This is a genomic window from Nostoc spongiaeforme FACHB-130 (assembly GCF_014698475.1).
GTDB lineage: Bacteria > Cyanobacteriota > Cyanobacteriia > Cyanobacteriales > Nostocaceae > Nostoc_B > Nostoc_B spongiaeforme.
In genome coordinates this window covers 113,661-128,131 of the sequence record NZ_JACJTB010000002.1, presented here as the reverse complement: position 1 = coordinate 128,131, position 14,471 = coordinate 113,661, and the positions used below count along the sequence as shown (strand labels likewise).

At 39.9% G+C, this 14,471-nt stretch carries 9 protein-coding genes; 5 read left to right on the top strand and 4 right to left on the bottom strand.

The features are described from left to right. Positions 1 to 588 precede the first annotated feature (588 nt). On the top strand, positions 589 to 2,313 hold the full coding sequence (locus H6G74_RS02770; RefSeq protein ID WP_190966210.1) for a sensor histidine kinase: 1,725 nt from the start codon (positions 589 to 591) through the stop codon (positions 2,311 to 2,313). A gap of 221 nt (positions 2,314 to 2,534) precedes the next feature. On the opposite strand, the gene H6G74_RS02765 is transcribed toward H6G74_RS02770, so the two are convergent. Continuing rightward, complete coding sequence (locus H6G74_RS02765) at positions 2,535 to 3,047, bottom strand: outer membrane beta-barrel protein (RefSeq protein ID WP_190966209.1); 513 nt, start codon at positions 3,045 to 3,047, stop codon at positions 2,535 to 2,537. Positions 3,048 to 3,187: 140 nt separating this feature from the next. Beyond that, a complete protein-coding gene (murJ, locus tag H6G74_RS02760) occupies positions 3,188 to 4,792 on the bottom strand; it encodes a murein biosynthesis integral membrane protein MurJ (RefSeq protein WP_190966208.1) in 1,605 nt (534 codons plus the stop codon). Positions 4,793 to 5,198: 406 nt separating this feature from the next. On the opposite strand from murJ, the gene H6G74_RS02755 reads away from it, so the two are divergent. After that, the gene (locus H6G74_RS02755) at positions 5,199 to 8,741 is read left to right on the top strand and encodes a GAF domain-containing sensor histidine kinase (protein WP_190966207.1); all 3,543 of its coding nucleotides are present in this window, start codon (positions 5,199 to 5,201) and stop codon (positions 8,739 to 8,741) included. A gap of 243 nt (positions 8,742 to 8,984) precedes the next feature. Here the strand turns inward: H6G74_RS02755 and H6G74_RS02750 are convergent, their stop codons facing one another. Together H6G74_RS02750 and H6G74_RS02745 are read right to left on the bottom strand one after the other, a co-directional pair. Continuing rightward, positions 8,985 to 9,491, bottom strand: a complete 507-nt coding sequence (locus H6G74_RS02750) for a pentapeptide repeat-containing protein (RefSeq protein WP_190966206.1) — start codon at positions 9,489 to 9,491, stop codon at positions 8,985 to 8,987. A 154-nt stretch (positions 9,492 to 9,645) separates the two neighbouring features. Further along, positions 9,646 to 11,157 carry an LCP family protein gene (locus H6G74_RS02745; protein ID WP_190966205.1) on the bottom strand — a complete coding sequence of 504 codons (1,512 nt, stop codon included), beginning with the start codon at positions 11,155 to 11,157 and terminating at the stop codon, positions 9,646 to 9,648. Between the two features lie 117 nt (positions 11,158 to 11,274). Between H6G74_RS02745 and H6G74_RS02740 the strand changes: the two genes are divergently transcribed. The 3 genes from H6G74_RS02740 (at position 11,275) to H6G74_RS02730 (ending at position 14,387) form a co-directional block, all read left to right on the top strand. Continuing rightward, positions 11,275 to 12,339: a mannose-1-phosphate guanylyltransferase gene (locus H6G74_RS02740; RefSeq protein WP_190966204.1), complete on the top strand. Its 1,065-nt coding sequence runs from the start codon at positions 11,275 to 11,277 to the stop codon at positions 12,337 to 12,339. Between the two features lie 85 nt (positions 12,340 to 12,424). Further along, on the top strand, positions 12,425 to 12,709 hold the full coding sequence (gene yidD, locus H6G74_RS02735; protein ID WP_190966203.1) for a membrane protein insertion efficiency factor YidD: 285 nt from the start codon (positions 12,425 to 12,427) through the stop codon (positions 12,707 to 12,709). A gap of 31 nt (positions 12,710 to 12,740) precedes the next feature. Beyond that, entirely contained in the window at positions 12,741 to 14,387 is a 1,647-nt protein-coding gene (locus tag H6G74_RS02730) for an ABC1 kinase family protein (RefSeq protein WP_190966202.1), read from the top strand. Positions 14,388 to 14,471 lie beyond the last annotated feature (84 nt).

The window sequence follows — 14,471 nt, the reverse complement described above, 5'->3', positions numbered from 1 at the left end:
GACTTACGCACAAAGATTTTCTGTAGAGACTGGCTCCCCCATATCCCTTCACCCAGTCTTCATTGACTATCCCTTTACGTAAGCCCCATATAGAAATTCCTCTGTCTTTCCATTACTTGAGTAGCAAGACAGAGGTTTTTTAGTCTCCAGGCTATCCAACTTCCAAAATTGTTTGAGAATCTTACTGATCGATGCTAAGATGCGAGATGAATTAATCTGTCTGGCATTTAAGTATTTCCATCGTACAAGACAAGATTAAAAATAAGTACAGTGTATCTAGTAGTTAAAACATACCTGATATTAACTAGGTTTCAAAAACCGTAACCCTAAAGATAAAATTTCAGCATAAGCTTTACCATAAAGAAGTATTGATTATATGTAAACACGGAATTTTATCGTTTTTCAGTGTTTTTGTATACATTCATATCAAAATCACCTAAATACAATAAAGTCATGGCAATTATTTAAAGAATAATTATTTACGCTGCTTCTTACAAAAAATTGTGTAGGTGTTAATCACCAGTTAATTTAATTTTAAAGATGGAATTGATGTGGCGATTTTTGCGGAAGGGCGAGGAGATTTGAGGAATGCAAACTCACAAGCCTAACCCAATTGACAGTAATTCAGAAAGCAAAAAAATGCCAGCCAAAGATTCATCAAGCGAAGAACTGCCCACAATCGAATTTCCCTCCAGTGGGAAACTCAAAGCTAGTTCCTGGCGGATACATCAAAAAATTGGCTATGGCTACTTTGTAGCTATTGGTATTGGTTTTTTTGGCTCACTTACTGGTCTAGTAATTGCCAATTACTACCGAGGAAGAGAAATTAGGCAGTTTAATCAAGCTCAAGAACAACGCCAACTACTAACTAACTATAAAAATGCCGTAGTAGGAGCGCAATTACATAGTTCTAATTTAGTAGCAGTATTAGAAGATTCTCAACAACTGCTGACTAAGAAAACAGAATTTTTAAGGGATGTTAATAAAGCTGAAGATTTAGAGCAAAAAATTGACAATTTCATCGAAAGAAAGCCGATGCAATTAGCAGCGACCAGTGCTAATTTACAGGCTTTATTGGAAGACTATACAATTAACTTAAAATCCTACGTAGACCAAATAGAAGCGGTCTTAAAAAAAACCGAGAAACAGCCGCTACAGCCACAGAAAATTGTTGTAGTCCGAGAGCAGTTGTTAAAAATTATGCGTGGTGAAACCGCCATGCGATTAGAGAGTCTTGCGGAGAAATTAACGAATATTCTGCAAACTGCCGAAAATCAAGAACAAGATAGGCAAATCGATGTAGAACAGGCAAAAGGCGTTGAAAGATTAATTGTGATGGTGAGTATGCTGGTGTCGGTAGCGATCGCAGCTATTATCGCATGGCGCACCAGTCGAGCGATCGCCGAACCAGTCATTACAGTTACTCAAGTCGCTGAACAAGTCGCCCGTAAATCTAACTTTGATTTACGCGCCCCCGTCACCACCGAAGATGAAATTGGTTTATTAGCCAAATCATTAAATCGGTTGATTGAGCGAGTTTCAGAACGCACAAAACAACTAGAACAAGCAAAAGAACTAGCCGAAGCCGCCAGCACAGCTAAAAGTGTCTTTTTAGCTAACGTCAGCCACGAATTACGTACACCATTAAACGCAGTCATTGGACTCAGCCAATTACTGCAAGATGACGCTACAGATTTAAACTTATCAGGAGACTTTATTACCGATTTAGAAACAATCAATTCCGCAGGTAGACACTTATTAGAATTGATTAACGACATCCTCGACTTATCCAAAATTGAAGCGGGGAAAATGACTCTTTATCCAGAGACATTTGAAATTACCAATCTGGTTAATAATCTGGTGTTGACTATTAAGCCTTCCATTGAAAAAAATGGCAACATTTTAGAAGTGGACTACGATGAACAGCTAGGTACAATGTATGCCGATCAAACAAGAATGCGGCAAGTACTTTTAAACTTGTTAAGTAATGCGTCTAAATTTACGACTAACGGCAAAGTCACCCTCACTGTTAAAAGTGAAAAATCCAACTCATCATCAGATTCTCCCTTGGGGATGATTGCGTTTACTGTTGCTGATACAGGTATTGGGATGACACATCATCAACAGCAACAATTATTTCAACCTTTTATCCAAGGGGATAATTCCACCACTAAAAAATATGGTGGTACTGGACTAGGTTTAGCCATCAGTCGTCATTTTTGTCAGATGATGGGTGGTGAGATTTGGGTGAAAAGTCAGCCAGGAGTAGGTTCAACCTTCACAGTACGAATACCTCTGACTATCAAGGAATGATACAGTATGATTCAGCAGGCAGTAGATATCAAAATAAATGGTTTTGTGCTTATTCGTAAAATAATGTAGAGACGTTACATGTAACGTCTCTACATAGTTTTGGGTTTTAAGCTTGTACCTCATTTACCCAAAATACGCTGTATACTCTACCTCTCATCTCAACCTTTGATTTTGCTTCGTACTGTGTAAGTCTTGTTATTTGGTTTTACACTTTAGACTTCCTAAAAACGATAGCCTAATCCTGCTTGGAAGCTAACAGCATCAGCATCACTGTTTCGATAAGCGTCAATGCCCCATTTAGCATCACCATAGGCAATAACGTTTTTACTAACTTCCGATTCTAAACCCAAGGTGACTACAGGTGCGTTGCGATTACCTAATGGGGTGTTGCGACCTTCATCAGCCAAAAATGAGTAACCACCACCTAAGTAAACGTTAGTATTTTTGGCGATCGCCGCATCGTAAGTCAAAATCGGCATAAAGGCAGTTGTATCACCACCGAATAACACGCTTCCTCGCAGTGAGACAGGTGCATCAGGTATGGCATAACGTCCTTGGACATTACCACCAAATTGAGCATCATCATTTCCTCGTCCACCACTAGTAGCACCTGCTGCAATACCAGCACCAATGTAACTACCGTTAGTACCAGCAGTTTGAGCAGCCGCAATTCCAGCTGAGAGGACAATAGAAGCAACTACGAGAAAAGAAGTAGTTAAAGTTCTGAGTTTCATAAGTTTCTCTCCACTAGAGTTGAGTGCAATCAATGCTCTCTACTACTAGGATCGCTTTTTTAACTCGTTTTACCCTCCTACACTCAGGTAGCCGAATGGGTGAAAAATCCTTCACCCAGTTGGGTGAACCAAATCAAGAATTATTTTTTGAAGAAACGCTGGCGCATCCTAACTACAAAACTACTAACTTCGGGGATTTTCATGAGTGAAGCGATCGCACCAAACACAACTAAACCAACTAAACCAGCAATTGATAACTGTATTAACTGAATTATTAAACCTGTTGTACCTAATAACTGCTGTAAACCAAACAAAGTCCCATAGCTGGCAAACCCAGCCACAACGCTACCCGCAGTCAACCCAAAAATCGGTACACTCCACTCCCGCCAAGGTAAACCATTTAACTTGCGGTCTAGCAACCATAACAGCATTAACATTGAACTGCAATTCACACCAACAGTTGCTAACACCAAACCCTGTGCGCCAAAGGGTTGTACTAATATCCAATCTAAGAAGGCATTTAGGAAAATGTTAAAAGTACTAATACGAAACGGCGTTTGCCCATCTCCTAAAGCATAAAAAACCCGCACTAACACATCACGCCCTAAATAAGCAAACATCCCTATGCCATAAACAATCAGTAAGGATGATACTAGCTGTGTCGCATCTTGCTTAAAAGCACCACGCTGATAAACTACCTGAACAATAGGTGCAGCTAAAGCTACCATTAACGCTCCTAGCGGCAGCATAGTCACAGCACTCAGTAACAATCCTTGACGGATACGTAATTTTAAATCTGGCCAATTGTCTGGTGCAGCCAGTTTGGCAAATATCGGCAATAAAGGCAGCAAAATAATGTTAGAAATAACTCCTAAAGGTGTTTGGACAAGCAAGTTGGCGTAGTTAAAGGCCGCCGCCGCACCCGGAATCGGACTAGCAAAGTAAAGAACTGTAGCGAAGTTGATCGGCATCATACCTGAAGAAATGGTTGCCGGAGTCATAATTCTGATTACTTCTTGAACACCGGGTGATTGAAAATCAAAGCGCAAACGCAGTGTCCCTAATCCTAACCGCCACTGTACAACTAGTTGCACTAACCACTGGAGAATTGCGCCAGCTAAAGTTCCCCAAGCCAAGACCATCCCACCAATAAAAGCATATTGCGGCTGGATAATGTCTTTACCCAATTGTAAAGCCATGACTCCAATACCAATGACAACGGTAACGCTGGATAACAAAGGGCTAATAGAAAGTAACCAATATTGATTAGCTGCATTGAGAGTACCAAAGCCAATGCCAATTAATCCCGAAAATAAGGCCATTGGTGCCATAATTTGGATTTGTTGGATGGCGATCGCTCTTGTAGTTGCATCCAAACCATGACCCACAATATCTACAATTTCATCTGCTAAAAAAATCTGGGCTACGGTTACGAGCAGTAGTATGCCACCTACCAGCGTTGTCACGGTTTCCACCATTGGCGCAGCTTCTTCTTTTTTGCGCTTGGCTAAAACACTTACAATCGCACTGTGTAACGGCCCGTTGACACCACCTAGTAATATCAATAAAAAGCCAGGAATAATATAGGCATAGCTATAAGCAGTAGCAGCTGCACCAACACCAAAAGCGGCAGCGATCGCTTGCTGTCGTACCAAACCAAATACTTTACTAATTAATGTGGCTGCCGCAACAATGCCAGCAATCCCAGCGAAAGAACGAGATGATTTTTGTTCTTGATTAGTCACGAATAATACCTGACAACTCTTGCAGAGTGCATATCTGACAATATTTAACCTGAAATCTTGTCGTCTGTCAGGTCAATTTTAAGATAAACCCGAAGTTTAAATAAAACCGTTTACATAACTGGGAATCCAAAAGGTTTCGTTCTCTGACTTTGACACGCTCATAACTTCTTGTACATACAAATTAAATTTTTCCAATCTTACCCTCACAAAATCCTGGATTTTTCAAATTGTCAGTCCTTGGAATAAATTGCTTTCCCCAACATTTAGCTAAATTCTCAACTTGGCACATTTATGGTTGATTATCTGCCAAAAGTGGGAAACCTAGTAATTGATGTGCTGTGTCATCAGTTTTCCCCATCAGGAAGACTGGTATTAAAAATTTTTTGACTAACAACCAATTTAAAATATGGAAGCCGAATCAATACTCACAGAACCCGAAGTTATCTTGACAAATACTCAACTACAAGAACAATTAGAGAAACATAAAGCTCTAGCTAGTGTGATAGTTAGAATCAGAAAATCTTTAGAATTAGAAACAATATTTAAAATTACAGTCAAAGAAGTACGTCAATTACTGCAAGCTGATCGAGTAGCCATATTTCAATTCGATCAGCAAAAAAACTGGGAAGGAGAATTTGTGGCTGAAGATGTTGCTGATCAATGGGCATCAGCTTTAGCAGCAAAAGTCTATGACCATTGTTTTGGTGAGCAATTTGCGGCTGATTATCAACAAGGCAAAGTACAAGCAGTAGCAGATATTTATGATGCTGAACTGAGTAAGTGTCATCGAGAAATTTTGAGTAGATTTAATGTCCGCGCTAACCTGATTGTTCCCCTATTAAGAGACCAGGAATTATGGGGATTAATTTGTATTCATCAATGTAGTCAACCACGTCAATGGCAAGATGCTGAAATTGAATTTATTCGTCAAATTGCTGACCATCTCACCATTGCAATTCAACAAGCCAGCCACCTGAAAAAAGTTCAGCTACAAGCAACAAAACTGGCACAAACAGCCCAACGTGACCAAGTAATCGCGCAAATTGTTGATCAAATTCGTCCACCTTTGGACATTGATAGTATCTTTAAAACCACTACTCAAGAAATCCGTCAACTGTTAGAAGCTGATCGTGTTGCTATATTCCGCTTTAATCCTGATTGGAGTGGTGAGTTTGTTGCTGAATCATTTGTTGAAGGTTGGACACCTTTAGTTAATGTTCAACCTGTAATTAACGATACTTATTTACAACAAACCCAAGGTGGACGTTATGCTCAAAACCAAACTTTTAGCGCCAATGATATTTATCAAGCGGGATTAACCAATTGCCATGTGATTTTATTAGAACAATTTGAAGCCAAAGCTTTCGCCACTGCTCCCATTCTCCAAGGTGATAAACTTTGGGGCATTATTGCTGCATATCAAAATTCTGTTCCTAGGCAATGGCAGCCTTATGAAATTGAATCGTTGAGCAAAATTGGTACGCAAATAGGTGTAGCTTTGCGACACCATGAACTACTAGCTAAAGCTAATGCTCAAGCAGAACAGCAAAAAACTTTAACGAGTGTGATCACACGCATCCGTAAATCCCTAGATTTAGAAACAATTTTTCAAACTACCGTTACTGAAATGCGACAAATGCTGCAAGCAGATCGAGTTGCAATTTTTCAATTTGATCCGCAAAAAGACTGGGAAGGCGAATTTATCTCTGAAGATGTTGCATCAGAGTGGGACTCCGTAGTAGCTGCTAAAGTTTACGACTATTGTTTTGGTGAACAGTTTGCGGTGCATTATCAACAAGGTAGAGTCCAGGCTGTAGCTGATATTTATGATGCTGGATTAAGTGCTTGTCATACCAAAATTTTAGGAAATTTCCAAGTGCGAGCTAATTTAGTAGTACCACTACTAAAACAGGGCAATTTATGGGGTTTATTATGTGTTCACCAATGTGATAAACCCAGAAATTGGCAACCTTCAGAAATCGAATTTGCGACTCAAATTGCTGAGAACTTGGGAGTAGCTTTACAACACAACAAACTCTTAAATGAAGCTCGCTATCAAGCCAATCAGCAGAAAACTTTAACTAGCATTATTACCCGAATTCGGGAGTCTTTAGATTTAGATACAATTTTTCAAACTTCTGTCACCGAAGTAAGACAATTGCTGCAAGCTGACCGTGTAGGCGTTTTTCAGTTTGATCAGCAAAAAGACTGGGAAGGAGAATTTATCTATGATTCTGTGAGTCATGGTTATCCTTCAGCAGTAGCAGACAAAGTTTATGATCATTGTTTTAGTGAAAACTTTGCCTCTCTTTATGCTCAAGGTAGAGTCAATGCCATTACTGATATTTATCAAGGTAATTTTCCCTCGTGTTATATAGAAATTCTCGAAAGATTCCAAGTACGAGCTAATTTAGTAGCTCCACTTTTACAAGAAGGTCTTCTATGGGGCTTATTGTGTATTCATCAATGTAAGACTCCGCGTAATTGGCAACAGTCAGAAATTGAATTTGTTAGCCAAATAGCTGAACAACTAGGAGTTGCTTTAAAACAAGATTCATATTTAAAACAAGTTCAGACTCAAGCCGTCCAATTAGCTGAGGCTAATGAGCGCGAAAAATCAATGGAACGGCAAAAATTATTATCTGAAACTATTGATAAAATCCGCCAGTCCTTGGATATAAAAACTATTTTTAAAACTACTACTCAAGCTGTACGTGAGTTATTAAAAGTCGAGAGAGTAGCCATATATCGCTTTAATACTGATTGGAGTGGTAAATTTGTTGCTGATTCTTTTAAAGATGGTTGGAAACCTTTAACACAAGTTAATCCACTTGTTTTAGCCACCTTTGAAGATACAGATGAAGACGATAAATTACCTCGTAATGAAACTTTTGTGCCTATTCGTCAAGGCGAAAGATTATGGGGATTATTAGTCGCTTATCAAAATTCGCAACCACGTTATTGGAAAGATGAAGAAATTAATTTATTAGCGCAAGTTGGAGTGCAGTTAGGCATTGCTATTCAACAAGCAGAATTATTGGAACAAACTAAACGTCAAACTCTAGAATTAACTCAAACTTTATGTGAATTAAAACAGACTCAAGCTCGATTAATTCAGGGCGAAAAAATGGCGGGATTAGGACAATTACTCGCTGGTGTCGCTCACGAAATTAATAATCCTGTTAGTTTTATTTTTGGTAATCTGATTCATTTAAATGAATATACTCAAGAGTTAATGAATGTTTTACAGATTTACCGTCAATATAATTCTTCTTTGCCAAATATTAAAGAAAAGATAGACAATCATAATTTGGAATTTATCATCGAAGATTTACCTAAAACAATAAATTCCATGAAAGTCGGTGCGGAAAGAATTAGAGAAATTGTACTATCACTGAGGAATTTTTCTCGGACTGATGAAGCCGATTTAAGGGCTGTAGATATTCATGAGGGATTAGATAGTACTTTACTAATATTAGGACATCGCCTCAAGGAAAATCGGGCGCGTCCTAATATTGAAGTAGTGAAGGAATACGACACATTACCTTTAGTAGAATGTTATCCTGCACAACTGAACCAAGTATTTATGAATCTTTTGAGTAACAGTATTGATGCTTTAGAAGATAAGTTTAAAATTATCTGGAATCAGCATTTACAAGCTTCAATTAGCTGTCCTAGAGTACCTTTAAAAATTTGGATCAGCACTCAAAGGCGCGATCGCCAAGTAGTCATCAAAATTACTGATAATGGTTTGGGAATACCAGAAGATGTGACTTCCCATATTTTCGACCCCTTCTTTACTACCAAAGAACCCGGTAAAGGTACAGGATTGGGTTTATCTATTAGTCACCAAATCATTGTCGAAAAACATCAAGGTCAAATTAAATGTATATCGACCCCCGGAAAAGGAACCGAATTTTTAATTGAACTTCCCTGTTCTCATGATTAAATTCTTTGTAAGAATCCAGGATTCAGAAGTCAGAATCCAGAATATTTAGTCAATCTAGTACAGCTTGGTGTAAATCAACAGACCATAAGAAATTGCTAAAAGGCTTGTAGTATCGTTATTCTTTCTTTTGCTTTTTGCCTTGTTGTACTAGGTTTTCCTTGACAGAGATTTTCATAGTTCTAGACTCTGAGTCATCATACTCTGACCGCTTCTGACTTCTTTATTCCGAATACTGACAACTCTTCAACGACAACCCAAACTATCGCGTGTCGCCACCCCCGTAGTTGGATTTACCCCAGTAGCCCTTTCACATAACAATGACACTTGATAGCGGTCAATTAACGCATCTGTAAAATCCGCACCAGTAATATCAGCATCGTAAAAACGACTACGAGTTAAAGTAGCTTCCGTAAAATTAGCATTTTTTAAGTTAGCACCATCTAATGTCACCCGATCTACTAAAGCACCCGTTAAGTTTGCACTTTCTAAATTCGCCTTTAATAAAACTCCTTTGGTGAAAATAGCATTGGTTAAATTTGCACCTTGGAAATTAGTACCCCGCATTTCCGCAGCCACAAAAGTTACACCTGCTAAATCAGCATTAGAGAAGTCACGGTTTTCTAAATTGGTATTGCTGTAGTTGATGGTATTAATTTGGGCAAAAGCTGGTCTTGGATTCAGTATTAGCCACAAGCCAGCTAAAAGGAGAATGATAATTAAACTTAACAATTTCTGCCAAATCTTTTTCATAACTTTACGCACCTCTTTACTGAGTTATGAAAACTGGGTGAAGTTTGATTGTAGAAAACTTCAATATTTTTGATTAATCTTGTTCACAGCTTTATAGTCAAGAGTCAAACAAATAGTAACAAATGACTAATGACTCTTGACCAATAACTTGTGACTATTTCCAATCTTTACCAATCCGAATTGTGATATCTGATTCCAAGTCTCCAGATGTTGACACTTCAATTTGACCCAAACCTAAGATTTTTTGCAACTCAATTCCCGGTTGGCGACTACCTCTGTGAACAATAATTTGGGTTTGACGCTGGCTATCAGGCCAATCTGAGGTTGTGTAAATATTTTTAAAGCCTTTCTCTTTGAGATAAGCAATAACTTTTTCCGTAACTTGTGGTTGATTAGAAGCATTTTGAATAGCAATTTTGAGGTTAGAAACTGGACGTGTATCTGGCTTGAGTCCAGGTACATCCACCCCAACATAATTATTCAAGAGATTTGATTGTCCAGTCATATTCAGCCAATAGCTATTGGGGTCTTGACTGAAACGGCTGAAAGTACCGGGAACAGTGGTCATTTGGAAATTATCCCGCTCTACATTCACGGAGAAATTCACCAAAGCCATCATTTCTTCTATCTTTAAGTTGGTATCAAAATACTTCCGCATAATGCGGGTTAATTGGGGCAATTTCGGTACAACAGTAGGACTATTAAGCCGTTGAATCAATGCTCCTAGTAGTGCTTGTTGTCGCTGCACTCTCGGTAAATCCCCTAGTCCATCTTCCCGGAAACGAGCGAATTGTTCTGCCTGTTCACCGTTGAGAGTTTGCCAGCCACTGACTAGATTAATGTTCAATTGGCTGCTACTATCGTGGTATTCCATTGCTTTAGGTACAAATACTTCCACCCCACCCAACTGATCCACTAATTGCCTTAAGCCACTGGTAGAAATGCGAATGTAACGGTCAATGGGTGCATTGTTTAAGGTGCGGCTGACTACTCTAGCAGCCAATACTGGCCCGCCTTGGGGATTAGCATCTGATAGCTTGGTTAACCCTTTTTCGGGGATCGCAATCATCGTATCTCTGGGAATGGAAAGCACCCGAATAGATTTATCACTGGGGTTGAGCCTGACCAAAAGCATGGTGTCGCTTTTGCCAGCAAAACTTTCTGGTGAACCATCAACAGCACCGTTGACTGGCTCAATCCCCATAATCAAAATATTCATGGGGCGTGATAGCTGGTATTGGGAAATTTTGCTCCATAATTCCCCAGGTAAAGGGACTTTCTGCTCTTCTTTACCAGCGAAACCGAGTTCCTCATCGGTTTTATCTAAATTGCTCCATAAGGGAGTCCACAGCGCCAAAGTGGAAACTAAAAGACCAGAAAGAATTACCCCCATTACTACTGTCAGTATCCACAGTAGCCACCGGGGCATACTTAAGCCCAATCTGTCGTACAATTCGTTGGGAATGGCACTGACTGACTCAACAACAGTGCGAGTGGAACTGGCTGATGCTTCTTGAGATGCAGATTCTGTGCTGGCATCTGTGACAGTTTGCAGCGTTCCCTGAGTTTCAACGCGTTGAATTTGACCTGGTTTGCTTTCCAAGTCTAAATTCGGTATTTGCTGAGACTTTACTTGATTTTCAGATAATTGAACTTCTCTAATCACAATTTTCTCCCCACTCAACCACTTCCATAAAAGTTATGTTAATGCAAGCTACAAATCTTGCCAGAGTAAATGCTCACAGTAAACTTGTAGTGTTCTTGCGTAGGTGTGTATGACAACATGAATAGTTCCTTGTTCCCCGTTATCCTCGCTGGTGGCAAAGGTGAGCGTTTCTGGCCTTTGAGTCGCAAAGACCGTCCTAAACAATTTTTAAGTTTAGATGGTAGTTCCAGAAGTTTACTGCAAGCCACTGCGGATCGCTTGCTTCCCTTAGCAGACGGTTGGGATTCCTTGTGGGTGATTACTTCCAGCCAGATAGCTGGAGGTGTACGCCAACAGTTACCCGAACTGCCATCGTCAAACTTACTCATTGAGGTAGAAGGAAGGGATACTGCCGCCGCCGTTGCTTGGACAAGTTTAGAAATTAAAAAACGCTATGGAGAAGACGCAATCATCGGCTTTTTTCCGGCTGACCATTGGATAGCTGACCAAAAGGCGTTTACTGACACATTAAAGGCTGCTACTCAACTAGCAACAAGCACCAGAGCGATTGTTACTTTAGGAATTAAGCCTGCTTTTCCATCAACTGGTTACGGCTACATTGAACAAGGTGAAAAGATTGGTAGCTTTAATGAGTTGCCAGCTTATCATGTCAACCGCTTTACTGAAAAGCCCAACCGTGAATTAGCAGAAACTTTTTTATCTACGGGACGTTTTAGCTGGAATAGTGGAATGTTTGTCTTTCGGGCTGGGGTTGTTCTTGAGGAACTTTACACCCATGCTCCAGAAATCATAAAACCTCTGGAACAATACGGCCCTGATATTTACCCTGAATTACCTAAAAAGAGTATAGACTATGCACTCATGGAAAAAACCAATTTAGCATACGTCCTCCCGGTAGATTTTGGTTGGGATGATCTAGGAGATTGGAATGCGATCGAACGTTTATTAAAAAAGGAAGAGACTCCCAATGTAGAATTAGCTACCCATGTAGGTTTAGATACGCAAGGAGCGATTGTTTATGCCTCTAATCCAGAGGATGTAATTGTTACTATTGGGTTAGAAGATGTGGTGATTGTGCGCGATCGCAATGTTACCCTCATCGTTAATAAAGAACGCACCCAAGAAATTAAACAGATTCTCAAAATCCTGCAAGATGACCCGCGCTTTACAAACCTAATGTAATTATCAAAGTTAAAACCCTTGACAGAGGCTTAAAAGCTAGTTTTTCTATTATAACTTGACTGTCTGTTGTTTTTACTGACAGTTTATGATGACTTTAAGCTTTGAGCCTCTGGCCAAGACAATGGCAATTCACTCTATCACTGCTTATCAAAAATATATTTCTCCAGTGAAAGGCTTTGCTTGCCCCCATCGGCAATTACATAGTGGAGAATCTTGTTCTACTTATATTAAAAGAATGTTAAGTGAGCAAAGCTTGATACAAGTTGTAAAATCATCCCAAAAAAGATTTCAAGACTGTGCTTTAGCCAGTAAAACCTTAAATAAAACTAGCTCTGGCTGTATTGTAATTCCCTGCTGTCTACCCTTTTAAATTCTCTGCGTTCTTGCAGTTGTTTACCATCATGTTTCTAACTCAAACTGTTCCTCGTCAACGAGAAATTATTGAAGTAGTGCTTCGTAATGGCTGGGACTATATGCGAAGGCTACTAACTGGTGGTAAAACCGATGAACCCCAGTTACCGACCCCAGCAGTATTGAAAAATATTTTGGTCAGTTTGGGGCCTGTTTATATCAAGCTTGGTCAGTTATTATCGACTCGTCCCGATTTACTCAGTGCGGCTTACATTGAGGAACTGTCAACACTGCAAGATGAAGTACCGCCTGTTCCCTGGTCAGAGATAGAAGTAGTTATTCGGAAACAGTTAAAATTCCCCCTAGAAGAAGTTTTTCCCAAGATTAACCCTGTACCGGTGGCGGCGGGATCAATTGCCCAAACTCATCGCGCCACGTTAGCTGATGGTCGAGAAGTCGCTTTAAAAGTCCAACGTCCGGGAATTGATACGACCATTGCCCAAGATATTGCTTTAATTCAGGGGATCGCTGATTTAGTCGCACGTACTGATTTTGGGCAAACTTACGAAATTAAATCAATTGCGGAAGAATTTACCAAGGCTTTAGAGGCAGAGTTAGACTTTACCAGAGAAGCTACTTTTACAGACCAATTACGCCGGAATTTAGCGAAAGGTCGTTGGTTTGACCCACAACAAATTGTCGTGGCGGAAATTCACTGGCATTTAACTTCCGAAAAATTGTTAGTGATGGAATGGTTAGATGGTGTGCCGTTATTGTCGGCAAGGTTGACAGGTGACAACAACGGAACAGATGTTGCTACCCAGCGCAAAAATATAACCACCTTACTATTTAGAGCATTTTTCCAACAGTTATATATTGATGGGTTTTTTCATGCTGATCCCCATCCGGGAAATTTATTTTATCTGCAAGATGGTCGGGTGGCACTTTTAGATTGTGGAATGGTGGGCAGACTTGATCCCCGCACCCAGCAGATTTTAACAGAGATGTTGTTGGCGATCGTAGATTTAGATGCGGGTCGATGCGCTCAGTTGACTTTACAATTAGCAGATTCCCCACAGCCCGTAATTTTAGCGCGGCTGGAAAGTGACTACGATCGCATGTTGCGAAAATATCACAATGTCAGCTTGACAAACATGAATTTTAGTCAAGTGATTTATGAAATTTTGCAAGTCGCCCGCAACAATAAAATTAGATTGCCCAGCAATATGGGTTTGTATGCCAAAACTCTAGCGAATTTAGAAGGTGTGGCTAGGGCATTTAATCCAGAGATTAATTTGTTTGATGAGGTGAAGCCGTTAATTACCGATTTGTTTCGCCGTCAATTGGTTGGTGAAAATCCGGTGCGATCGCTTTTACGTACCGCCCTTGACCTCAAAAGTTTATCATTACAATCACCCCGACAAGTTGAACTTTTACTCGACCGTGTAACATCAGAAACATTACGTTGGAATTTATCTTTGCATGGCTTAGATGGTGTACGCCGCACAATGGATGATGCAGCCAATCGCCTCTCATTCAGTATTCTGGTAGGTTCACTGATTATGGGAGCCGCAATTATTTCCACCAAGACCCAGACACCGCAACTATCTGTATTAAGCAGTGTGTTATTTGCCGCCGCCAGTTTATTAGGATTGTGGTTGATTATTAGTATTTTGCGATCGGGACGTTTACGTTAGCTAACTTGCTTTACCTTGGCTTTACCAATCTCCAGGATAATACTGATAAATATTTAAAACCGTAGATGAACGCGGATGCACGCT